This is a genomic window from Pseudomonas sp. PNPG3 (genome assembly GCF_023093815.1).
GTDB classification, from domain to species: Bacteria; Pseudomonadota; Gammaproteobacteria; order Pseudomonadales; family Pseudomonadaceae; genus Aquipseudomonas; species Aquipseudomonas asiatica.
Genome location: NZ_JALLKV010000072.1, coordinates 1 through 23,439, shown reverse-complemented (window position 1 = coordinate 23,439; position 23,439 = coordinate 1). Strand labels below are relative to the sequence as shown.

General features: G+C 63.3%; 17 protein-coding genes. 4 read left to right on the top strand and 13 right to left on the bottom strand.

Going from position 1 to position 23,439, the window contains the following annotated elements; all coding sequences use genetic code 11:
• Nucleotides 1–129: 129 nt before the first annotated feature.
• Both MJ643_RS27750 and MJ643_RS27745 read right to left on the bottom strand, forming a co-directional pair.
• Complete coding sequence (locus tag MJ643_RS27750; RefSeq protein ID WP_024087674.1) at nucleotides 130–1,512, bottom strand: heavy metal sensor histidine kinase; 1,383 nt, start codon at nucleotides 1,510–1,512, stop codon at nucleotides 130–132.
• Nucleotides 1,509–2,183: a heavy metal response regulator transcription factor gene (locus MJ643_RS27745; RefSeq protein WP_003258489.1), complete on the bottom strand. Its 675-nt coding sequence runs from the start codon at nucleotides 2,181–2,183 to the stop codon at nucleotides 1,509–1,511. Before MJ643_RS27745 ends, MJ643_RS27750 begins: the two co-directional genes overlap by 4 nt.
• A gap of 349 nt (nucleotides 2,184–2,532) precedes the next feature.
• On the opposite strand from MJ643_RS27745, the gene MJ643_RS27740 reads away from it, so the two are divergent.
• A complete protein-coding gene (locus MJ643_RS27740; protein ID WP_013973990.1) occupies nucleotides 2,533–2,736 on the top strand; it encodes a hypothetical protein in 204 nt (67 codons plus the stop codon).
• Nucleotides 2,737–2,805: 69 nt separating this feature from the next.
• Here the strand turns inward: MJ643_RS27740 and cmoB are convergent, their stop codons facing one another.
• The 7 genes from cmoB to MJ643_RS27705 all read right to left on the bottom strand — a co-directional run bounded on the left by cmoB (nucleotide 2,806) and on the right by MJ643_RS27705 (nucleotide 13,980).
• The gene (cmoB, locus tag MJ643_RS27735) at nucleotides 2,806–3,762 is read right to left on the bottom strand and encodes a tRNA 5-methoxyuridine(34)/uridine 5-oxyacetic acid(34) synthase CmoB (RefSeq protein ID WP_013973989.1); all 957 of its coding nucleotides are present in this window, start codon (nucleotides 3,760–3,762) and stop codon (nucleotides 2,806–2,808) included.
• Complete coding sequence (gene cmoA / locus MJ643_RS27730) at nucleotides 3,759–4,502, bottom strand: carboxy-S-adenosyl-L-methionine synthase CmoA (RefSeq protein ID WP_013973988.1); 744 nt, start codon at nucleotides 4,500–4,502, stop codon at nucleotides 3,759–3,761. Before cmoA ends, cmoB begins: the two co-directional genes overlap by 4 nt.
• A gap of 147 nt (nucleotides 4,503–4,649) precedes the next feature.
• Nucleotides 4,650–5,042, bottom strand: coding sequence for a protease inhibitor I42 family protein (locus MJ643_RS27725; protein ID WP_013973987.1), 393 nt, complete (start codon nucleotides 5,040–5,042; stop codon nucleotides 4,650–4,652).
• A 170-nt stretch (nucleotides 5,043–5,212) separates the two neighbouring features.
• The gene (gene lon, locus MJ643_RS27720; RefSeq protein WP_013973986.1) at nucleotides 5,213–7,633 is read right to left on the bottom strand and encodes an endopeptidase La; all 2,421 of its coding nucleotides are present in this window, start codon (nucleotides 7,631–7,633) and stop codon (nucleotides 5,213–5,215) included.
• Nucleotides 7,634–7,850: 217 nt separating this feature from the next.
• Entirely contained in the window at nucleotides 7,851–10,262 is a 2,412-nt protein-coding gene (locus MJ643_RS27715; protein ID WP_013973985.1) for a glucose/quinate/shikimate family membrane-bound PQQ-dependent dehydrogenase, read from the bottom strand.
• Nucleotides 10,263–10,292: 30 nt separating this feature from the next.
• Entirely contained in the window at nucleotides 10,293–11,627 is a 1,335-nt protein-coding gene (locus MJ643_RS27710) for a carbohydrate porin (RefSeq protein WP_013973984.1), read from the bottom strand.
• Nucleotides 11,628–11,928: 301 nt separating this feature from the next.
• Nucleotides 11,929–13,980: a TonB-dependent receptor gene (locus tag MJ643_RS27705; protein ID WP_023661018.1), complete on the bottom strand. Its 2,052-nt coding sequence runs from the start codon at nucleotides 13,978–13,980 to the stop codon at nucleotides 11,929–11,931.
• Between the two features lie 165 nt (nucleotides 13,981–14,145).
• On the opposite strand from MJ643_RS27705, the gene MJ643_RS27700 reads away from it, so the two are divergent.
• Nucleotides 14,146–14,367, top strand: coding sequence for a VF530 family protein (locus MJ643_RS27700; RefSeq protein ID WP_003252112.1), 222 nt, complete (start codon nucleotides 14,146–14,148; stop codon nucleotides 14,365–14,367).
• Between the two features lies 1 nt (nucleotide 14,368).
• On the top strand, nucleotides 14,369–15,004 hold the full coding sequence (locus tag MJ643_RS27695) for a Pr6Pr family membrane protein (protein ID WP_013973982.1): 636 nt from the start codon (nucleotides 14,369–14,371) through the stop codon (nucleotides 15,002–15,004).
• A gap of 58 nt (nucleotides 15,005–15,062) precedes the next feature.
• Here the strand turns inward: MJ643_RS27695 and MJ643_RS27690 are convergent, their stop codons facing one another.
• From MJ643_RS27690 to MJ643_RS27680, 3 genes are all read right to left on the bottom strand, one after another.
• Nucleotides 15,063–15,824, bottom strand: coding sequence for a siderophore-interacting protein (locus MJ643_RS27690; protein ID WP_013973981.1), 762 nt, complete (start codon nucleotides 15,822–15,824; stop codon nucleotides 15,063–15,065).
• Nucleotides 15,817–16,362, bottom strand: a complete 546-nt coding sequence (locus MJ643_RS27685; RefSeq protein WP_013973980.1) for a PadR family transcriptional regulator — start codon at nucleotides 16,360–16,362, stop codon at nucleotides 15,817–15,819. The genes MJ643_RS27690 and MJ643_RS27685 overlap by 8 nt, the downstream gene beginning before the upstream one ends.
• Nucleotides 16,363–16,451: 89 nt before the next feature.
• The gene (locus tag MJ643_RS27680; protein WP_208209699.1) at nucleotides 16,452–19,601 is read right to left on the bottom strand and encodes a transglycosylase domain-containing protein; all 3,150 of its coding nucleotides are present in this window, start codon (nucleotides 19,599–19,601) and stop codon (nucleotides 16,452–16,454) included.
• Between the two features lie 476 nt (nucleotides 19,602–20,077).
• Between MJ643_RS27680 and MJ643_RS27675 the strand changes: the two genes are divergently transcribed.
• A complete protein-coding gene (locus MJ643_RS27675; RefSeq protein WP_013973978.1) occupies nucleotides 20,078–21,496 on the top strand; it encodes an amino acid permease in 1,419 nt (472 codons plus the stop codon).
• 123 nt (nucleotides 21,497–21,619) lie between these two features.
• Here MJ643_RS27675 and MJ643_RS27670 read toward each other — a convergent pair whose 3' ends face one another.
• Entirely contained in the window at nucleotides 21,620–23,239 is a 1,620-nt protein-coding gene (locus MJ643_RS27670; RefSeq protein ID WP_015271581.1) for an FMN-binding glutamate synthase family protein, read from the bottom strand.
• Between the last annotated feature and the right edge of the window lie 200 nt (nucleotides 23,240–23,439).

The window sequence follows — 23,439 nt, the reverse complement described above, 5'->3', positions numbered from 1 at the left end:
GTCACTAAAGGCGCGAAACTGGCTTGCTGAAAACCATAGAATCTCCCACAGGTACCCCACAGGCCTTGAGGCTTGTGCAATTTCTGTGGGAGCGGGTTTACCCGCGAAGAGGCCGGCACAAGCGATGTATTACTCGGCAGGAAACACAAGGGTAAACCGGGTAGGCCCCAAGGGCCTGCTGCTGACCTCGACCCGCCCGCCATGCAACTGCATGATCGATTTCACGATCGCCAGCCCCAACCCGGTCCCTCCCTCCAGCCGCGAGCGCCCCGAGCCCACCCGGTAAAATCGCTCGAACAAGCGCGACTGGTGTTCTTCAGCAATACCAGGCCCCTGGTTTTCCACCGAAAGCCGAACTTCGCTGCCCACGCGCTCGATACGTAGTTCCACAGGCTTGCCATCCGGGCAGTGCCGAATGGCATTGCTCAACAGGTTCGACAGTGCCCGCTGAAACATCAGCCGATCACCCTGCGCCGTCCCCCAGCCTTGCACACGCAACTCAACCCCTTTCAGCTCGGCACTGAACGCAAACAGCTCGACAACCCGCGCCGTCTCGTCGGCCAATGCCATGGGCTTGAGCGCGACCTGGGCCTGGGGTTGGCTGACCTGGGCGAGAAACAGCATGTCATTGATGATGCGGTTGAGCCGAGTCAGTTCTTCGATGCTGTCTTCCAGCACTTCGCGGTAATTCGCGTTGTCCCGTTCGCGGGCCAGCGTCACTTGCGCCTTGCCCATCAGGTTGCTCAATGGTGTGCGCAGTTCATGGGCCAGATCATCGGAAAACTGCGACAGCTGGCTGACGCCCTGATCGAGGCGGTCGAGCATCACGTTGATGCTGCTGGCCAGCTCTGCCAGTTCCAGCGGCAGGCCGGTAGCGGGAAGGCGATGTTGCAGGTCCTGGGCCGACACCCGCCCGGCGATGCGCCGGAAGTGCCGCAGTGGCCTCAGGCCGCGCTGCATCAGCCACCAGGCACCGGCCCCGATCAGCAACAGCAGCAACGGCAGCGCGAGCAAGGTGGAGTGCAGGTAGGCCTGCAGCAGGGCGTTGTCGTCGGCGCGGTTGAGCGACATCATCACCTTGACCGGGGTGTCGTCGCGCAGGCGCATCAGCTGGGTCACGGTGAGTATCTGGTTGCCATTGCTGTCGCGCCACGCATGAAAGGCCAGACGGGCATCGGTGCGCAGATCGCCTACCTGTGATTCCAGCGCTGGCCCCAGGCTGAGCAGGTGCGGATGGCGGCCTTCGAGGGCCAGCACGCTGAGGCTGAGGTTGTCATGCCCCATCACCAGGTCGAGCAAGGGATGGGCGCGGCTGCCCAGGTCTTCGCTACGCAGGTCGACGCGCAGGTTGTGCTCGACCTGCAGCATCTTGCGCGCCAGGTCCTTGCGTGCGCGGCTGTCCAGTTCGTGATCGAGGGCGAACACGGCCAGGCAGGCCAGCAGCAGTACCAGTGCGGCGCCCATCAGCGTCACGCTCAGGCCCAGTCGCAGTGACAGGCTGGCGTTTTTCAAAAGCGTGCCTCGAGCACGTAGCCGACGCCACGCAGGGTATGGATCAGCTTGTTGTCGAACGGGTCGTCGATCTTGGCCCGCAGGCGCCGGATCGAAACCTCGACCACATTGGTGTCGCAGTCGAAATTCATGTCCCACACCAGCGAGATGATCTGGGTGCGCGACAGCACCTCGCCGGTCTGACGCATCAGCAGGTGCAGCAGGGCGAATTCCTTGGCGGTCAGGTCGATACGCTGCCCGGCGCGGTAGGCACGGTGGCGGCCGGGGTCCAGCTCCAGATCTGCAACGCGCAGGGTGCTGGGCTGCAGTTGCTGGTCGTTGCGGCGCAGCAGGCTGCGGATACGGGCGAGCAGTTCCGGAAACTCGAAGGGCTTGAGCAGGTAATCGTCGGCACCCAGGTCCAGGCCCTTGACCCGGTCGGCCAGGCGGCCATGGGCGGTCAGCATCATGATGCGCGTGGCCGATTCGGCGCGCAGCCGCTGCAGCACGGTCCAGCCATCGAGCTCGGGCAGGTTGACGTCGAGGATGACCAGGTCGTAGGGCTGCTGGCGGGCCAGGTGCAGGCCATCGGTGCCGGTGTGGGCGCAGTCGACCACGTAGCCGTTCTCGCGCAGGCCCTGCTGCAGGTAGTCGGCGGTGCGCAGTTCGTCCTCGATGATCAGTAGACGCATGGATGGGCTCGGTGTGATGAAAGGGGGCGATTCTCGACCCTGTAGTGGCATCAGGGTCAAGGCGCAGGATGGTACGGCATGCGAAAAGGCGCGCGGCGCAGATAACGGATTTGTAATCCTGCTGTTATCTGGCTGTCTGTTGTGGCCCTTTCGCGGGTAAACCCGCTCCCACAGGATTTTCACAGACGCTGAAATCCCTGCAGTTCCTGTGGGAGCGGGTTTACCCGCGAAGGGGCCAGCACAGACAACACAGGGCCACATTGCAAGACTGTAATCCCCGCCTCACCTTGCCGTTAGCTGGCCCTCGCTAGGATGGCCCTGTCTGATCGGTTATCACGAGGCAACCACGATGAACCTGACCAAATTCCTGCTGTTGGCCACCCTTGCCCTGGGCAGCGCCAGTGTTCACGCCGAGGGCGGTGCGGAACGTTCGAAACAATTCTGGCAAGCGTTCCGCGAAGACCAGCAGCGCCTGTACGACGACAAGCAACAGGCCGTCGCAGAGCGTGAGCGCAAGGCACAGGAGAAGGCCCGCGAGTTGGCCAAGGATTGAGGTAACACCACCTGCGCCGCGACAGCTCCTCGGCGCAGGTATATTCAGGCGCCCAACCGGGCGCCTTTTTCATTTGCGTGCCAGCAGGGTGGCGCGGCGTGGAGCCGGCAGGCCTTCGATGGTCTTGCTGTGGTCGTTCGGGTCAAGGAAATCGCCCAACGACTGGTAGCGCATCCACTCGGTGCTGCGCTGTTCCTCGACGCTGGTCACGCTCACGTCGACGCATCGCACATCGCTGAAACCGGCGCGGCGCAACCAGCGCTCCAAGGCCGGTACCGACGGCAGGTACCAGACGTTGCGCATCTGTGCATAGCGGTCCTCAGGTACCAGTACCTGGTTTTCGTCACCCTCGATCACCAGGGTTTCCAGCACCAGTTCCCCGCCTTTTACCAGGCAGTCCTTCAGCGCCAGCAGGTGCTCGATGGGCGAGCGACGGTGATAGAACACCCCCATGGAAAATACCGTGTCGAAACCTTCAAGGTTGGCCGGCAGGTCTTCCAGGGCGAACGGCAGGTGCCAGGCGGGCAGCTCTGGCAGGTATTGCTGGACGGCCTGGAACTGGCAGAAGAACAGCCAGTTGGGATCGACGCCAATCACCATGTCGGCACCGGCACCGAGCATGCGCCACTGGTAGTAGCCGTTGCCGCAGCCCACGTCGAGCACGCGCTTGCCCTTGAGGTCCAGGTGCGGTCCAACCCGCGACCATTTCCAGTCCGAACGCCATTCAGTGTCCACATGCACGCCGAACAGGTCGAAGGGGCCTTTGCGCCAAGGCGACAGGCCCATCAGTGCCTGATGCATCTGCGCGCGGGTCGCGTCGTCGCAATCGCAGTCCAGGCGCAGCCCGTTGACCAGGTCGACTTCGCTCGGCTGTAGGGCGGGCAGGGCCTCCAGCGCACCGCGCCAGCGGTCGAGGTCACCGTGACCCTTCTCCAGCTTGGCTTCCAGTTGCGCTTGCAGGCCTTGCGACCAGGAAGCCAGGGGCGTGCCCGCCAGGCGACGGACGAGGGGGGACAGATCGATCATGGCAGGGCAATCAACGAGGCGAAGTTAAGGCATTGGAACCAGGGCACCACCTTCGAGAAACCGGCTGCACGCAGGCGTGCCTGGTGGGCTTCGAGGGTGTCGGGTTTCATCACGTTCTCGATGGCGCTGCGCTTCTGGGCAATTTCCAGTTCGCTGTAGCCATTGGCACGTTTGAAGTCCAGGTGCAGTTCATTGAGCAGGTCCTGCTGTTCCGCATCGGCGAAGCGCAGTTTTTCCGAGAGGATCAGCGCACCACCGGGCAAAAGCGCCTGGCGGATGCGGCCAAGCAGTTCCAGACGCTGGTCGGGGGCGACGAATTGCAGGGTGAAGTTCATCGCCACCACCGAGGCGGGCTCGAATGGCAGGGCCAGGATGTCGGCTTCCAGCACCTGCACTGGCAGCAGTTCCTGGAACATCGAGTCCTGGGCAGTGAGGTACTGGCGGCAACGCTCGACCATCGCCGCGGAGTTGTCCACGGCAATCACCCGGCAGCCATCACTGCGCACATGGCGGCGCAGCGACTGGGTAACGGCACCCAACGAGGCACCGAGGTCGTACAACGCGGTGTGCGGCTGGGCGAAGCGCGCGGCCAGCACGCCGAGGTTCTCGACGATGGTCGGGTAGCCTGGCACCGAGCGCTTGATCATGTCCGGGAACACGCGCACCACATCCTCGTTGAAGACGAAGTCGGGCACTTGCTCCAGGGGCTGGGCGAAAAGGCGGTCGGGTTGTTTGCTCACGGGAGGGCTCGATACAGGGTGAAACGGAGGCGCATTTTAGCCAAAGGCCGCGATTCTTGCCATGGCAGCGCTTCAGGGGCGGGGCGCCGAGGGGCCTCTGCCCCTAACAAGTGGCCGTTCAGGTTGCCCGGGACGGAGCTGCGGCCTTTAGCGGACGATGATCTTGCAGTCGAAGGTTTGTACGGGCGCAATATCTGCGGCCCACGGCTGCTGGTACACAAGCACCAACTGGCCATCGCCGGTACCACTGGCCTGGTAGCGCCAGGTGGAGACACCGGCATTGCCGACCAGGTCTTCCTCCTCGGGAGCGCTGTACACCTCCGGGCCAAGGCTGCGCAGTACATTGGCGGCGGGGTTTTCGACGCGCCAGCGATAGCCGGTGGATGGGTTGCTGGGCAGGGTCAGTGTCAGCACCTGGCCAACCTGCAGGCGTGTCGGGCATTCGCTTTCTGCGTCCAGTTCGACGGGTTGCGTAGGCTGTTGAGCGCAGGCGGAAATCAGGGCGAAGCTCAGGGGAACGAGCAGACGAGGGGCGGTCATGTTGGCTCCGGAGGCTGGCGATGGCCTGAGGATAACCGATGATCGAGGAAATTTGTGTTGCCTGTGCCGGCCCTTTCGCGGGTAAACCCGCTCCCACAGTGATCTCACTGGGCTCAAGCCCTGCGCTATCCCTGTGGGAGCGGGTTTACCCGCGAAGGGGCCGGTGCTGGCTAGAACAGCACTTTGGCTACATCGGCGAAGCGCTTGGCGAAATGCACGGTCAGGCCTTCGCGCAGGTAGTCCGGCAGTTCCTCATAGTCCCCACGGTTAGGCTCCGGCAAGATCAGCTCGAAGATCTTCTGCCGCCGTGCTGCAATCACCTTCTCGCGCACACCGCCAATCGGCAGGACCTGCCCGGTCAGGGTCAGCTCGCCAGTCATGGCCACCCCTTTTTTCGGCGCCTGGTCACGGGCCAGCGATAGCAGGGCGCTGGCCATGGTGATACCGGCACTCGGGCCGTCCTTGGGCGTGGCGCCTTCGGGCACGTGCAGGTGAATGAACGCTTCGTTGAAGAAACCAGGGTCACCACCAAACTGCTTGAGGTTGGAGCTGACGTAGCTATAGGCGATTTCGGCCGACTCTTTCATCACCTCACCCAGCTTGCCGGTCAGCTTGAAGCCGCGGTTGAGGCTGTGGATGCGGGTGGCTTCGATCGGCAGCGTGGCGCCGCCCATGCTGGTCCAGGCCAGGCCGGTGATCACGCCTTTGCCGGCCAGCACCTGCTCGCTGCGGAACACGGGCATGCCGAGCGCAGTTTCCAGGTCTTTGGTGCCGATCTTCAGCTTGGCTTCGGGGTTGTCCAGCAACTTGACCACTGCCTTGCGCACCAGCTTGCCCAGTTGTTTCTCCAATTGGCGTACCCCGGCTTCGCGGGCATAGCCTTCGATCACCGCGCGCAGGGCGCTGTCGCTGATGCCGAGGCTGGTCTTGGCCACGCCAGCCTTTTCCAGCTGTTTTGGCCACAGGTGGCGCTTGGCGATGGCCAGTTTCTCTTCGGTGATATAGCCGGACAGGCGGATCACTTCCATGCGGTCGAGCAACGGCCCGGGGATCGAGTCCAGGGTGTTGGCGGTGCACACGAACAGCACCTTGGACAGGTCCAGGCGCAGGTCGAGGTAGTGGTCGAGGAAGTCGACGTTCTGCTCCGGGTCCAGGGTTTCCAGCAGCGCTGAAGCCGGGTCGCCCTGATAGCTCTGGCCCATCTTGTCGATCTCGTCGAGCATGATCACCGGGTTCATCACTTCGACGTCCTTCAGGGCCTGCACCAGCTTGCCGGGCTGGGCGCCGATGTAGGTGCGGCGATGGCCCTTGATCTCGGCCTCGTCACGCATGCCGCCGACACTGAAACGGTAGAACGGCCGGCCGAGCGATTCGGCGATGGATTTGCCGATGCTGGTCTTGCCTACCCCGGGCGGGCCCACCAGCAGCACGATCGAGCCGCTGATCTCGCCTTTCCAGGCGCCCACGGCAAGGAACTCGAGAATGCGCTCCTTGATGTCATCGAGGCCGGCGTGGTGCTGGTCGAGGACCTTGCGCGCGTGGTTGAGGTCGAGCTTGTCCTTGCCGTACACACCCCAGGGCAGGGCGGTTGCCCAGTCCAGGTAGTTGCGGGTGACGGCGTATTCGGGCGAGCCGGTTTCGAGGATGGCCAGCTTGCCCATCTCTTCGTCGATGCGCTTGCGCGCCTGGTCCGGCAGGGTCTTGCCCTCGAGGCGCTGCTCGAACTGCTCCAGGTCGGCGCTGCGGTCGTCCTTGGTCAGGCCCAGCTCCTGCTGTATGACCTTGAGCTGTTCCTTGAGGAAGAACTCGCGCTGGTGCTCGCCGATCTGCCGGTTGACTTCGGCCGAGATCTCGTTCTGCAGGCGCGCGACCTCGACTTCCTTGCGCAGCATCGGCAGGACCTTTTCCATGCGCTTGAGCATGGGGACGCAGTCGAGCACTTCCTGCAACTGGTTGCCGGTGGCCGAGGTGAGGGCGGCGGCGAAGTCGGTGAGCGGCGAGGGGTCGTTGGGGCTGAAGCGGTTGAGGTAGTTTTTCAGCTCTTCGCTGTAGAGCGGGTTGAGTGGCAGCAGTTCCTTGATCGCGTTGATCAGCGCCATGCCATAGGCCTTGACCTCGTCGGTCGGCTCGGCGGGCTGGCGCGGGTATTCGACCTCTACAAGGTACGGCGGGCGGTGGTGCTTGAGCCAGGTACGGATGCGCACCCGGGTCAGGCCCTGGGCGACGAACTGCAGCTTGCCGTTTTCGCGGCTGGCGTGGTGCACCTTTACCAGCGTGCCGTACTGCGGCAGCGCCGAGGTATCGAAGTGGCGGTGGTCTTCTGGCGGGGTATCCATGAAGAACAGGGCCAGGCTGTGGTCCGGCGACTTGGCTACCAAGTCCAGGGTTTCTGCCCAAGGGTCTTCATTGACGATGACCGGCAGCACCTGGGCCGGGAAGAACGGACGGTTGTGGATCGGGATCACGTAGACCTTGTCCGGCAGCTGCTGGCCGGGCAGGGCGAGGGCGTGGCCGGTTTCGGCCTGGGGTGTGGTGTGTTCGACTTCGCTGTGTTCGTCGGGATGTTCCGGGAAATCCTGCTGGTCGCTCATGGGGCACCTGCGTGAATGACTATGGTGCTTAGATGGGGCGCGGGGGGATGGGTTTCAATGGTAGTTGAAGGGTGCAGAGAGGAGTGATGCCTGTACCGGCCTCTTCGCGGGTAAACCCGCTCCCACAGGTACGGCGCCGAACTTGGGGGCAGCGCCGTACCTGTGGGAGCGGGTTTACCCGCGAATGCGGCAGCAGGTTCACTGCCGCATCTCTGGATTACTCAGCCAGTTTGTAAGCGATGATGTAGTCGCCCATCCTGGTGCCCAGCGAGCCATGCCCGCCGGCAGTCACCAGCACGTACTGCTTGCCATCCTTGCCGGTGTAGGTCATCGGCGTGGCCTGGCCACCCGCGGGCAGGCGGGCTTTCCACAGTTCCTTGCCGTTGTTCACGTCATAGGCGCGCAGGTACTGGTCCAGGGTACCGCTGAGGAAGCCGACGCCACCAGCGGTGACGATCGAACCGCCCATGCTCGGCACGCCAACCGGCAGGCCGATCGGCACCGGGGTGCTGTCGCGGGTGGTGCCGTTCTTGTGCTTCCACACTACCTTGTTGGTGAACAGGTCGATGGCGGCGACATAGCCCCAGGCCGGGGCCTGGCACGGTACGCCCAGGGGCGACATGAACGGGTGCATGGTCACTGCGTACGGTGCGCCGGTGTTCGGCTGCACGCCGCTGGTCTCGCTTTCGCGCTTGCTGCCCTCGGCCACCTGCTCACGCGGGATCATCTTCGACACGAAGGCCATGTAGTTGGGCGAGGTGAACAGCAGTTGGCGCACCGGGTCGACCGACACGCTCCCCCAGTTGAACACACCGACGTTGCCCGGGTAGACCAGCGAGCCTTGCTCGGACGGTGGAGTGTATTGGCCTTCGTAACGCAGTTCGCGGAACTGGATGCGGCACAGCATCTGGTCGAACGGCGTGGCGCCCCACATGGCCTGTTCGGTCAGCTCAGGGCCGAGCAGGTTGAGGTCGGAGCGGGCCTGGGTCGGCGAGGTGTGGTCGCCCTTCACCGCACCTTGAGGGGTGGGGATCTCGCGGATCGGCACGATCGGCGTACCGTCGCGACGGTCGAGCACGTACAGGCTGCCTTGCTTGGTCGGCACGATGATTGCCGGCTTCACGCCATCGTCGGTCTTCAGGTGGACCAGGGTCGGCTGGCTGCCGACGTCCATGTCCCACAGGTCGTGGTGGGTGAACTGATAGTTCCAGCGAGCCTTGCCGGTGGCCAGGTCGAGTGCGACCACGCCGGCGCTGTACTTCTCGGCGCCCGGGGTGCGGTCGGCGCCCCACTGGTCCGGGGTCTGGTTGCCCAGTGGCAGGTAGATCATGCCGAGGTCTTCGTCGACGCTGGCGATCGACCACATGTTGGCCGAGTTGCGGCTGTACATCTTGCCGGGGGCCAGTGGCTGGGTGTCGTCCGGGTTGTTGCTGTCCCAGTTCCACACCAGGTGACCATCGTGTACATCGTAGGCGCGGATCACGCCGGATGGCTCGTTGGTCGACTCGTTGTCAGTGACATGGCCACCGATGATTACCAGATCGCGGGTGATCGCGGCAGGCGAGGTGGAGTAGTAGCCGCCAGCGGTGAACGGGCCGATGCCGGTGGTGAGGTCGATCACGCCCTGGTTGGCGAAGCCTTCGCAGACCTTGCCGTTGTCGGCATTGATGGCGATCAGGCGGGCGTCCGCAGTCGGCAGGTAGAGGCGGCGAGGGCAGGCCTGGGCCACGGCTTGGCCGGCGTCGGTAATTTTCGGTGCCGGGCTGCCGTCGCGGCTGACGTAACGGTTTTCGTCATAGTACGAAACGCCACGGCAGGTCATGTGGGCAAAGCCTTTGAAGGTGCCGACGGGGCTCTTGACCTGTGGATCAAAGCGCCAGATTTCCGCGCCGGTGTCCGGGTCCAGGGCCAGCAAGCGGCTATGCGCGGTGCAGGCATAGAGCATGCCGTTGACCTTCAGTGGGGTGTTCTGGTTGGTCAGCTCCACAGGGTCGTTTTCGGTCGGCAGGTCACCGGTGCGGATGCGCCAGGCCTCTTCCAGGCGGTAAGCGTTCTGCGGGGTGATCTGGCGCAGTGGCGAATAGCGGTCGCCGTGCTCGGTGCGGCCGTAGGCCTGCCATTCACCGTCGGGCATGGCCGGGGCGGCGCTGGCCATTTCGCTGCTGTCGCGGCCCAGTTCGCCAAACACTTCACCGGGGTGGGTGAACTGGCTGCCCAGGGCACAAGCGCCAGATGCTACCACTGCAACGCCGAGCAGCGCAGTGTTGGCCTTGCTGGCCGGGCCGACCAGCGGACGACGCGCCCAAGGCAGCAGCAGGACCACGCCGATGGCAAACCAGATGGCCAGGCGTGGCACCAGTTGCCACCAGTCCAGGCCCACTTCGAACAGGGCCCATGCGGTGCTGCCCAGCAGTACCAGGCCGTACAGCCCCAGGGCGATGCGGCGTTGGGCCAGCAGCAGGATACCCGACAGGGCAAAGCCGATTCCGGCGATCAGGTAGTAAAGCGATCCGCCCAGCTGGCTCAGCTTGATGCCGCCAGCCAGCAGGGCCAGGCCCATCAGCAACAGCAGCGCGCCGATCAGGCGCGGTAGCCAGCGGCTTCCATTGTTGGCACCTTCAGTGCTCATCGTAGGTTCTCCGTCAGGTCAAGAAAGGGGTTAGAAACTGCTCTGGATCTTCAGGCCGCCGATCAGGGCGCCATCGACTTGCGACACCCCGCCCGGGTGGCGGATGTACTGCAGGTTGGGGCGTACCGTGAGCCAGTCGGCCAAGTGGATGCCGTAATACAGCTCGGCGCTGTACTCAGTGTCCTGTACCGGCAGGAAACCGGGGTTGTCATAGTCGTCGATGCCGGCGGCCTGGTTGACCAGACGCGCGTTCTTGCGATAGGCAGGGTTGACGTGCACGCGGGCGAGGGCGAAACCGATGTCGTCCTTGGCGCGGGCGTCGAATGGCCCTTTGTATACCAGTCCTGCCTGAACATAGTTGTCGATGGCATTGGTCTTCTTGTCGTGCACCGTGGCGTTGGCGAACAGGCTCAGGCCACGCGACTGGTCGGACGCCAGCGAAGTCACCTGCTGCTGGGCGCCGAGCCACAAGCCGTGCTTGCTCGAACTGCTGCGGTAGGCGGCGCCGCTGAGGGCTGCCGGCTGGCCATTGCTGTCCTTGAGAACATCCTGTGCCTTGGCATTACTGTAGTAGTAGCCGGCGCGATATTCCCCTTTCAGGCCATTGACCTGTGGGCTCCATACCAGTTCGATCGGCATTACCGCGCCTTGGGTGCCGCTGCCGCTGAGCTTGAAGCCGTTGCCCGACTCCAGGTTGGAGGGGTTCTGCTCGTACACGCCGACCTGGGCGTAGAGCGCATCGCTGAGGTTGTAGCGGACGCGCAGGGCCCACTGGCTGACCGGCCAGTTGTACCAGATGCCACCTACCCAGTTGCCTACCTGCGAGCCGCAGAAGGCCAGGTTCTGGAAGTCGCAGGGGAAGCTGTTGAAGTCTTCGCCTTCGCCGAAACGGCCGAATTTCACATCCAGTGCGCCATCGAAGTACTTCTGCTTGATCCACATCTGCGTCAGCCGCCAGGTTTCGCCACGGCCCCAGACCTCCTGGGCCGAGGTGAAGCCGCCGACACGCGGGTCGTTGATACGGTCGTTGCTGATGTTGTCGCCGTGTCGCTCGGTAATGGTCAGCTGGAATTCGGTGTCGTTCCAGCCGAGGATCTTCTCCAGGTCCAGGTGGCTGCCGAAGGTGAACTGGTCGCTGTAGCGCGCGGTGCGGTCGTGATCGTAGCCACCGTGCAGGTTGCTGCCCATCTCGCCGGTGTAGCCGAGGGTGAAGTCGTAGCCTTTTTCCAGCAGTTCGCTGCGGGTGCCACCCCAGTCGCCGAGCATCCATGGCGAATCGCTGGCGAACATCTCGCTGGCGCTGCTGGGAGCCGCCAGGGCGCTGAGGGCAAGGCCGATGTAACAGGTTTTGGGCAGTTGGAGCATGAGATAGCGCTATCTTTTGATTATTGAATAAACGGCAGGCGCATCGAAGGGCGGGCCCCTCAATGAATATGGCGACAAGATGGTTTCGATGAAGCGATTCAGCTTGCGGCGGGGAGGATATAGGGGAAGTTGTAAGAAAAAAAGACAAATTGTCGCAGTGAATTGTTGCTGATATGGCAACAGTCCAGAGCTTGCGAGCTCTTTGTGGGAGCGGGCGCGCCCGCGAACACCGGCGGAGCCGGTCATCCACCGCGTCGGTTTCTTCGCGGGCATGCCCGCTCCCACAGATACTGATTTGCAATCAGAAGGTGGTACGCAGACCCACTTCCACACTACGCCCCGGCGCCGGGGCGATGTCGCGCAGGATCGAACTGGCATAGCGCACGGTCTGGTCCGTCAGGTTTTCGCCGCGCACAAACGCCATCCACTGGCTCTGGCCAACTTCGAAGCGGTAACCAACGCTGGCCCCTAGCGTGGTATAGCCATCAGTGCTGGTTTCGTTGGCCGGTTTGCGATGCTGAGACGCAGCGTGTTGCACGTCGACCCGCGCCTGCCAGCGGTCCAGCTCCCAGACCAGGCCGCTGTTCAGGCGCAGCGGGGCTATGCGGGGCAGCGGCTCGCCACTGTCCAGGTTCTTGGCCCGGGTGTAGTCACCAGACACTTCCAACGCGAAGCTGCCGTAACGGTTCTCGGCCAGCTGCCAGCGATCCTGGGCCTCGATGCCATAGAATCGCGCCCGCACGCCCTGATACTGGTACTCCGGGAAACCGCCGTGGTCATGATCGTGATCATGGTCGTGGTCATCCTCATCATGATCGTGGTCATGCCCCTCGCGGTTGTTGCCGGTGCTGATCAGGCCGATGTAGTTGCGGAAGTGGCTGTAGAACACCCCGACACTGCCCTTGTGGGTGCCGTTGTCGAAACGCAGGGCCAGGTCGGCGGAAACGGCTTTTTCCTTGTTCAGGCTGGCATCGCCGACTTCAAAGGCTCCGGTGGCCACGTGGGCACCATTGGCATACAGCTCGTAGAAGGTCGGGGCGCGCTCGGTGTAGCCGAGGTTGGCGGCCAGCGACCAGACCGGGTCGAGCTGGTACACCGCCCCGGAAGACAGACTGAAGGCGTTGAAACTGCTGGCGCTGTCGGCGTCGGCGAAGTTCTCGTTGCCTTTGGCATCCGGATCGACCCGGGTGTGCTCCATGCGTGCACCCAGGCTCAGGTTGAGGCGCTCGGTGGCTTGCCACTGCTCCAGCATGAACAGCGCCAGGCTGTCGGTGTCGGTGTGCGGGACGAAGGCTTCCTCGCCCAACGCGGAGAATTCGTTGCGGCTGACCTGGGCACCGATCACGCCTTCTACCGGCCCGAGCGGTTGGTGGCGAGCTTCGATACGTGCTTCATAGCCCTTGTTCCTGAAGGTGGTGTGGACCTCGCCTTCTTCGACTTCACGATGCTCGTAGTCGGTGTAGCCGGCATCGACCTTGATCGAAGTGAGCGGGCCGTCCAGATCGCGCAGCTCGGAGGCGAAGGCGTAATGGTCCTGCTTCATGTCCAGGCGCACACCTGGCTCGGCCACCGAGCCATAGTTACTTTCGTAGCGGCTGTACGACAGGCCGGCGTAACCGTGGTCCCAATGGTAGGCGCCACCCAGGGCGCCACCGTCCTGGCGGCCATCGCTGTTTTCCAGGCGGTGCTTGCTGCCGGGTTCGTCGGCATCGCGCACCTTGGAACTGCGCGCGTAACCGGGGATGCGCAGGTCGTTGAACTGGCGGCTGTTGGCATCCAGGTGCAGGGCGAAGGCACCGTTGCCGGCTTCCAGCTTGCCAGCGCTGCTGCGGGTGGTATCGGCGCCGCCGTAGCGCAGTTCACCGGCACCGTGGATGCCCTCGATGGGGGCATCCGGGATGCGGTTGTCGAAGGTATTGACCACGCCGCCGATGGCGTTGCCGCCGTAGAGCAGGGCGGCTGGGCCACGGACGATCTCGACACGGTCGACGGTCACCGGGTCCAGCGGCACGGCGTGGTCGTAGGATAGTGATGAAGCGTCGAGGGCGCCGACGCCATTGCGCAGGATGCGAATGCGGTCGCCATCCAGGCCACGAATTACCGGGCGACTGGCGCCAGGGCCGAACCAGGTGGAGGCGACTCCGGGCTGCTTGTTCAGGGTTTCACCGAGGCTGCCGTGCTGCTGTTGCAGCAGGTTGTCGCCTTCGAGCACGGTGCTGGGGGCGGCCAGCTGGCTGTTACCCAAAGGGTTGGCGGTGATGACCTGGGGTTCGAGCTCCACCGCTTGGCTGGGTGGTGCGGCAAGCCAGAGCGCGACGGCGAGGGGAGAGAGGCGAAGCGGTGTGTACAGCATGGGGATGGGGCGTTCCTTGGCAGATGCTTTTTTATTGTTACAATATAACATCTCTATTTCAGCACAGAGGTTTTGCGCCTGGCCAGCGGTTTTTCTGTTGACTCACCTGATCCCACCCACCACTACACTCGTGTAAGGTGCGCATCTTTCCTACGGAGCACTGGCATGAGCACGGCCCAACACAACGCGCTGCACGGCAAGACCCTCGAACAGATCCTCACCGAGCTGGTGGCGCACTACCAATGGCAGGGCCTGGCCGAGCGCATCGATGTGCGCTGCTTCAAAAGCAACCCGACCATCAAGTCGAGCCTGACCTTCCTGCGCAAGACGCCGTGGGCACGGGAAAAGGTCGAGCAGCTGTACGTGAAGCTGCAGCGTCAGGCCTGACATGCCGAGTCGCCCCTGGCTGACCGGCATGGCCGTGCTGGGCTGGTTCGGCCTGACCGTGCAGGTGTATCTGGTGCTGCTGGCGCGCTGGCAGGAGCAGGCCAGCCTGGTGGGTGGCCTGATCAATGTGTTCGGGTATTTCACCGTGTTGACCAACACCTTGGTGGCAACGGTGCTCAGTTATGCGGCGTTTGGCCGGGAAGGCCGTGCCAAACGCTTTTTCCTGTCGCCTTCGGTGAGTTCCGCAGTGGCTGCCAGCATCGTGCTGGTGGCATTGGCCTACAGCGTGCTTTTGCGTCACTTGTGGCAACCGCAGGGCTGGCAATGGCTGGCGGACGAGTTGCTGCACGATGTGATGCCCGTGCTATATGCCTTGTACTGGTGGTGCGAGGTGCCCAAGGGCAGGTTGCGGCTATGGCATCTGCTGGTCTGGGCGGTTTACCCGGCGACGTATTTTGCCTACGCGCTTTGGCGTGGGAGCGAGATTGGCGTGTATGCCTACCCGTTCATCGACGTGGCGAGTCTGGGGTATGGGCAGGTAGTGCTCAATGCCGTGGGGGTGTTGGCGGGGTTCTGGGGTATTGGGCTGGTGTTGCTGGGGCTGGATCGGTGGCGGGGGCTGCACAGATTGGCTTGACCTGCACTGGCCCTATCGCCGGCTTGCCGGCGATAGGGCCCATGCAGGCAATAAACAATCATTCGTCGTCCGCAGTCCCGTCGGCACGCCAGTAGGCCACAGCCTTGAGCGCATCCTCAGGCAAGCCTTTCTCCAGCAACAGTGCCTTGGCCTGCCGGCTCAGGGCTTTTTCCAGTGCCACCCAGCCGTACAACCGGCCCTGCGGCAAGGTCAGGTTCTTCACTAGTGCCAGCAAGTCCTCCTGTTGGCGACGTACCCAGATCACCTCAACCTGTGCCTTGCTCGGCAGTGGCTGGCGTTCCTGCTCGTCTTCGATCTGGATAACCGCCAGCACCTGACGGCCCGCAGGCAACTCCTCCAGGCGGCGGCCAATGGCCGGGATGGCAGTTTCGTCACCGATCAGCAGGTAGCTGTCGAAGATGTCCGGCACCACCATCGAAGCCCGCGGCCCGGCAATGTTCAGGGTTTGCCCGGGTGCGGCCTGGGCGGCCCAGGTGGATGCAGGGCCATCGCCGTGCAGCACGAAGTCGATGTCCAGTTCATTGGCCACCAGGTCGATGCGCCGTGGCGTGTATTCGCGCATGGTAGGCCGTGCGCCACCTTCTCGGCCCAGGTTGCGAGCCTCGATGGCTTGCTTTTGCTCCGGCGTTTCGGCGAACAGCAGCTTGATATGGTCGTCGCTGCCCACGCTGGTGAAACCTTGCAGCTCGGCACCCCCGAGAGTGATGCGGCGCATGCGCGGGGTCAGTTCGGTGACCCGCAGCACCTGCAGGCGGCGTTGGCGGATTTCGTGGTTGACGCGGTGAATGGTGTCACTCATGGGGTGTCTCCGGGACAGGTTCGGCCGGCCCGGAGGCGATGGCCTTGGCGGTGTGGTTGAGCAGGTCGCGGACCCGCTCGATTTCTTCCGGAGCCCAGCGGCCACTGTGCATGTGCAGTGCGTGGCGCAGGTTGCCGACCGCTTCATGAATCTCTGGTGGGCGGTCGTGGCCGCGCAGGGCGCGCTTGCTGACTTCGATGCGCATGCGCACGCCGTCCAGCGCGACGGCCTGTTCGGCCAGGGCGGTGCGGCCGGCTTCGGTGATGGCATAGAGGCGTTTGCTGCCCTGCACCTGGCCGCTGATCAGTTCGGCCTCCTCGAGGAAGTTGAGGGTGGGGTAGATCACCCCGGGGCTTGGGCTGTAGCTACCGTCGAACAGGTTTTCGATCTGGCGGATCAGGTCGTAGCCGTGGCCTGGCTGCTCGGCGAGCAGGGCCAGCATCAGCAGCTTGAGGTCGCCGGGAGCGAAGACGCGCGGGCCGCGTTCGCCACGACCTGGGCGCCGCTCGAAGGGGTCATGGGGGGTATGTTCGCGCATGGGGGCAGGGCTCCGTCGTTTGCGATATATCGTAAGATATTACTCAAGATATATCTAAAGACAAGCCCTCAATTGCAGATGATTATCATCTATTCGTTCGATGTGTCCCCTTGCGGTGTGGCTGTATGCACGGCAACCTGCGGCGGCTTGCACTCGTTCGGATTGCCCGGTTGCAGGTAAGGCATGAGAATCGGAGCCATGCCCTTGAGCACCTGCACCGGCAGCGCCGAGGTGAACTTGAAGGCCTCTGCCGAGCGCCCCGGCACGAATGCGGTCAAGGTGCCGAAATGGTTGTCGCCCAGGAAGAACACGAAGGTAGCGGTACGGTTCAGCGAGCGCGAGCCGATCAGTCGGCCGCCAGCACCAAAGCTTTCGATGCGGTTGTCACCGGTACCGGTCTTGCCGCCCATCACCAATGGCGTGCCGTCCTGCAGCTTGAAACTGCCGGAAATACGCCGCGCGGTGCCCGCATCCACCACCTGCGACATGGCGCCTTTGAGGGCGCGCGCCACTTCGACCGGCAGAATCCGCACACCCCGGTCCGGGTCGGTGACCAGCTTGGTCTCGTAAGGCGTGTTGGCAGCGAAGTGCAGGGTGTCGATCCGCAAGGTCGGCAGGCGCACACCGTCGTTCTGGATGATGCCGACCAGTTCGGAGAGGGCGGCGGGGCGATCGCCCGAGCTGCCGATGGCGGTGGCCAGCGAGGGTACCAGGTGGTCGAATGGATAGCCCACGCGCTTCCAGCGCTGGTGAATGTCGAGGAACGCTTCGATCTCGACCATGGTGCGAATGCGGCTGTCACGGGCGCCCTGATGGCGGCTCTTGAACAGCCAACCATATACCTCCTGGCGCTCGAAGCGGCTGGCATTGACCATTTCGGTCAAGGTCGAACCCGGGTTCTTCAGCAGGTAACCCAACAGCCACAAGTCCAGCGGGTGGACCTTGGCGATATAGCCCTGGTCGGGCAGGTCGTACTTGCCCGGGCCATAGGCGTCGTACATCTCCGACAGGCGGCCATCGGTCAGTTTGCCCAGGACGATCTTGTCACCCTTGAGGTGGGCGCGGACGAAGGCGTTGAAGGTTTCCTGGCCAGCCTCGGGGAACAGGTAGCGGTGCACGGCCGCCAACCGTTGCGGGGTCACGCGCATGCTGTCGAGGAAGGTGTCCAGGCGCTGCTGCGAGGTCTTGCGCTGGTATTTCTTCCAGAAGCGCATCAGGTAGTTGGTGCCTTCTTTGTCGGCGAAACGGGCCAGGTATTCCTGGCGGCGCGGGTCGGAGTCGTCCTTGAGCAGCGGCACGCGGTTGTACGGTTGCTGGTAGGTCACGTAGCGCACCAGGTCGCGCATCAGGCGGATGAACGGCAGGTTGATCGATTCGCGCAATGCATCCTTGAGGGTTGGGTTGCGGCTGTTGTCTTCCTTGCGGAAGTTGTTGAACACATGCATGCCGCCGCCGGTGAAGAAGGCTTCGCCGGTGTTGGCCGAATACTTGCGTTCCAGCGCGGCATCGAGCATGGCGTCCAGGCTCTGGTTCTTGCTGTTCTGCGCCAGCCATTCCAGCGACCACTGGCTGATGCGGTCTAGCTCGGCGACTTCGACTTTCTTCAACTCGGCGGCTGGCTTGCCGGCGTATTTGTCGTGCAGTTCGGCGATGATCTCCAGGTAGGTGGTGAGCACCCGCAACTTGGCGGTTGAACCCAGCTCCAGCTTGCTGCCTTCGTTGATATCGAATGGCTGGTCGGTGCTGTCGGTCTGCACCCGCACCCGCGAGCCGTCGGCGGTGCGCTCGAACAAGGTGAAGCTGTAGCTCACCTGATCGGTGGTCTTGGCGGTGAGCAGGCGTTCGCCGATCAAGCCGATCTGCGCCGCGAATTCAGGATCGGCAAGGTTTTTCAGGTACTGGCTGACCTGCAGTTGCAGGTCGGACTGCAGGGTGCTGGTGGCCGACAGATCCAGCCGGTCGAGATCGTACAGCGGGCGGTTGAGCATGGCTGCCAGGCGGTTGCGTGCCAGGCTGATGCCCTTGTTGGTGACGATCGGCACGATGGTCGGTTGCGCCACCCAGTCGCGGTATACCGCCTTGCTGGCCAGTGCAGCGTCGGCCATTGGCTGCTCGATGACCTTGTTGGCGGCCAGCACGCGGATGTGCGCGTCGGTCAGTTCGGCCAGTTCGAGCCGCCCCTTGGACAGGTAGTGCGACGGCCGGCGCTGGGCAATCATCAGCGACAGCACCTGGCGCAGGGCCAGGCCGCGTGCGCCCATGCTCTCAGGGTCGCTGGCGGTGGAACTCAGGGCCTGGTTGACCTGGTCGAAATCGGCGCCGTACCACACCCGCAGGCCTTCGGCCATGCCATGCACTTCGCCATGCCCAGGTACTGCCGACAGCGGCACGCTGTTGAGGTAGTCCCGCACGATGCGCTGGCGCGCCTCGGTTGTATCAGGGCCGCCCTGATAGGCACGCACGCTGGCGGAAATCATCTGGCGGATCTTCTCGGCGCCGGAAACGGTCAGGCCGTCCGGTGAATGGCGGTACTTTTCAAGCTGCGTGGCCAGGGTGCTACCGCCAGCGGACTGGCCGGGCAGGGCCAGGTACTTGGCCACCTGGCTGTAGGCGGCCTTGGCGAAGCGCGGCCAGTCCACGGCCGGGTTGTTGCGCGGGTCCTTGGTGTCGAGCAGGTCGCGGTTCTCGATGAACAGCAGGCTGTTGACGATCACCGGCGGGATCGCCGCAAAGTCCGGGTACAGGTGTTGCGGGTAGTTGTACTGGTACAGCATGTCGCCGCGGCAGTCGGTGATCGACAGGCCAGCCTGGATTTTCTCGATATAGGGGGCGAACAGCCCATGATCGACGTAGTTCATCAACGCCGGCGAGAACTTCACCTGCTCGCTGATCAGGTAGTCGCGCTTGAGCAGGCGTGGCAGGAATTCGCCCAGGGCGCTGTAGCCCAGGCGTTTGTCGAACGGCCCTTCGCCGGGGTAGACGATGGCATCGCTGGGGCCTGGTTGCAGCGAATAGGTGAGGGTGCTGGCCAGCTTGCTGAATTCCCGCGACTGCAGGTTGGAGGTGCGGAATTCGTCATATGCAGCGAAGCCGATGGCAACCAGCGCCACCAGCAGGATGAGGATGATCAGCCGCCACCATAGCCGACGCTGACGGGGGGACTTTGGTTGTGGCGTCTCGGCCGGAGGTATCTCGGGTGCTTCCGTTCTGCTTGGTTCCGATTGCCACAGTGCGCCCATAGTCTTCTATCCGGCCAGGTATTTTCGTCTTGCTTGTCTGAAGCTTAGACGTTGAGCGGGTCAGGTGAAAAATTTGTAAGAGACGGAGAAGGGTGGCGTAGGGCTATGCGGCTTTGGTGTGGGTTTCTTCATACGGCGATGTTGCTATGGTGGCCGGGCGATTTTGGGCCGCTTCGCGCCCCATTCGCAGCACAAGGCTGCTCCTACAGGGGAATGCGTATCCATTGTAGGAGCAGCCTTGTGCTGCGAATGGGGTGCGAAGCGGCCCCAGAGATCTAGCTGAATATTCCTGTTTATACAGCGAAAAAACCTGCAAGGGTCTTCCTATACTGCTCGCCCCCTTCGCCTCGCCGGGCGCTCTATTCCGGCACTCGGGCCGGCCCACAAGGCCAGTTCGGCAAGCCAATGCCACGCCTATCGGCCTGGCTGGTGCTGCACGAAGGTCAAATCCAATAACAAAATGAGGTTGTATTGCTATGCCAGTCGGCAACCACTCTGCCCACGGCCAGGCCGCTGAAGGCGGCCCGCTCAAGCGTGAACTGGGCGAACGGCACATCCGCCTGATGGCGCTGGGCGCCTGTATCGGTGTCGGTCTTTTCCTCGGTTCGGCCAAGGCCATCGAAATGGCCGGCCCCGCCATCATGTTGTCCTATATCATCGGCGGCCTGGCCATCCTGGTGATCATGCGCGCCCTTGGCGAAATGGCCGTGCACAACCCTGTCGCCGGCTCGTTCAGCCGTTATGCCCAGGACTATCTAGGCCCGCTGGCGGGCTTCCTTACCGGCTGGAACTACTGGTTCCTGTGGCTGGTGACCTGCGTTGCCGAAATCACCGCGGTGGCCATCTACATGGGCATCTGGTTCCCCGACGTACCACGCTGGATCTGGGCCCTGGCGGCGCTGGGCAGCATGGGGGCGGTCAACCTGGTGGCCGTCAAGGCCTTTGGTGAATTCGAGTTCTGGTTCGCCCTGATCAAGATCGTCACCATCATCGCCATGGTCCTTGGCGGCATCGGCATCATTGCCTTTGGCTTCGGCAATGACGGCGTGGCAGTGGGTATTTCCAACCTTTGGAGCAACGGCGGCTTCATGCCCAATGGCGTGACCGGCGTGCTGATGTCGCTGCAAATGGTCATGTTCGCCTACCTGGGCGTGGAAATGATCGGCCTGACCGCCGGTGAAGCACGCAACCCGCAAAAGACCATCCCGCAGGCCATCGGCTCGGTGTTCTGGCGCATTCTGCTGTTCTATGTCGGTGCGCTGTTCGTGATCCTGTCGATCTACCCTTGGAGCGAAATCGGCAGCCAGGGCAGCCCGTTCGTCATGACCTTCGAGCGCCTGGGCATCAAGACCGCCGCCGGCATCATCAACTTCGTGGTCATCACTGCAGCGCTGTCGTCGTGCAACGGCGGCATCTTCAGCACCGGGCGCATGCTCTACAGCCTGGCGCAGAACGGCCAGGCCCCGGCGGCCTTCGCCCGTACGTCGAAGAACGGCGTGCCGCGCAACGCGCTGCTGCTATCGATCGGTGCGCTGCTGCTGGGCGTGCTGGCCAACTACCTGGTGCCGGAGAAGGTCTTCGTCTGGGTGACTTCGATCGCCACCTTCGGCGCGATCTGGACCTGGGTGATGATCCTGCTGGCGCAACTGAAGTTCCGCGCCGGCCTGAGCTCCACTGAACGCAAGGCGCTGAAATACCGCATGTGGCTGTGGCCGTTGAGCTCGTATCTGGCGCTGGCCTTCCTGGTGCTGGTGGTCGGCCTGATGGCGTACTTCGAGGATACCCGCGTGGCGCTGTACATCGGCCCGGCGTTCCTGGTGCTGCTGACGGTGCTGTACTACGCATTCCGCTTGGCGCCGAAAGATGCGCAGGGCGTGGCCAGTACTGCTTCCTGATCTGAAATGGCTGGGGCCGCCTTGCGGCCCTTTCGCGACACAAGGCCGCTCCCACAAGAGATCGCGTACTCCTGTGGGAGCGGCCTTGTGTCGCGATGGGCTGCGTAGCAGCCCCAGGTTCAATCAGGCCGCCACTTCACTGTTCGGTTCGAAGCTGTCCGCCCGCGCCAATTGCCACATGCGCGAATAGAACTGCCCGTTCACCTCGCCAGTCAGCAGTTCACCCGGCTTCAAGAACACATGCATCTGCGAGAACAGTTTGATCTCGGTGGCCGAGATGCGCCGTACCAGGTGCTTAGCTTCCAGCTGCGCCGGGTGCTCCAGGCCCGCTGCCGCAAGCATTTCGGCCAGGGCACGCAAGGTATTGTGGTGGAAGTTCAACACCCGCTGGGCTTTGTCCGGCACCACCAGCGCACGCTGGCGCAGAGGGTCTTGCGTGGCCACACCGGTCGGGCACTTGTTGGTGTGGCAGCTCTGCGACTGAATGCAGCCGATGGCGAACATGAAGCCGCGCGCCGAGTTGGCCCAATCAGCGCCAATGGCCAGCACGCTGGCAATGTCGAACGCGCTGACGATCTTGCCGCTGGCGCCCAGCTTGATCTTGTCGCGCAGGTTCAGGCCAACCAGGGTGTTGTGCACGAACAGCAACCCTTCGCGCAGCGGTACGCCAATGTGGTCGGTGAACTCCACCGGCGCCGCGCCGGTGCCGCCTTCCTTGCCGTCGACGACGATGAAGTCGGGCAGGATGCCGGTTTCCAGCATGGCCTTGGCTATGCCCATGAACTCCCACGGGTGGCCCAGGCAGAACTTGAAACCTACCGGTTTGCCGCCAGACAGCTCACGCAGCTGGGCAATGAACTGCATCATCTCGATGGGGGTGGAGAAGGCACTGTGGCGCGACGGCGATATGCAGTCTTCGCCCATCAGCACACCACGGGTTTCGGCGATTTCCCGGGTCACCTTGTGCTTGGGCAGGATGCCGCCATGGCCGGGCTTGGCGCCTTGGCTCATCTTGATTTCGATCATCCGCACCTGCGGGCTGCGTGCCTGGGCGGCAAAGCGTTCGGGGTCGAAGCGCCCGTCTGGCGTGCGGCACCCGAAGTAGCCGCTGCCCAGTTCCCAGACCAGGTCGCCGCCATGCTCGCGGTGATAGGGGCTGATGCTGCCCTCGCCGGTGTCATGGTGGAAGTTGCCCAGCTTGGCGCCCTGGTTGAGGGCGCGGATGGCGTTGGCGCTGAGCGAGCCAAAGCTCATCGCCGATATGTTGAAGATCGACGCTGAGTATGGCTGGCTGCATTGCGGCCCGCCGACGATGACCCGGAAGCTTGCCGGGTCGGCCAATGGCGCCGGGCGCATGGAGTGGCCGATGAATTCGAAGCCGGACTCGTACACGTCGATCAGGGTGCCGAAGGGTTTGTCCGAGGCTTCGTTCTTCGCCCTTGCGTAAACCAGCGAGCGCTGGGCGCGGGAGAACGGCAGGGCGTCGCTGTCCGCCTCCAGCAGGTACTGGCGAATTTCCGGGCGAATGGCCTCGACCAGATAGCGGATGTTGCCCAGGATCGGGTAGTTGCGGCGTACTGCGTGGCGTTGCTGCAACAGGTCGAACAGACCGATGAGGCTGAGGATTCCGGTGCTCAGGGTGAACGGCCACAACCATTCGTGGTGGGTGAACGGAAGGCTTGCCAGGGTGAACAGCACACAGGCGGCGAAGAAGGCATAGCGACTGAGAAGTGACAGGCTCATACAGGGTCCTTGCGATGGCGCGGTCAGGCTCAGGGCCTGGGGCAAACCCCGACCATAGCCAAGTTGCTCGGCTGTGCAAATTAAAATCGGGGTAGCGAAAATCATTCTCGCCAAACCTTGTGTTGGCTGTACTGGCCCTATCGCCGGCAAGCTGTTCTGGTCAAGTATTTCCGGACACCGGTTACGGTGATCAAGCCGCC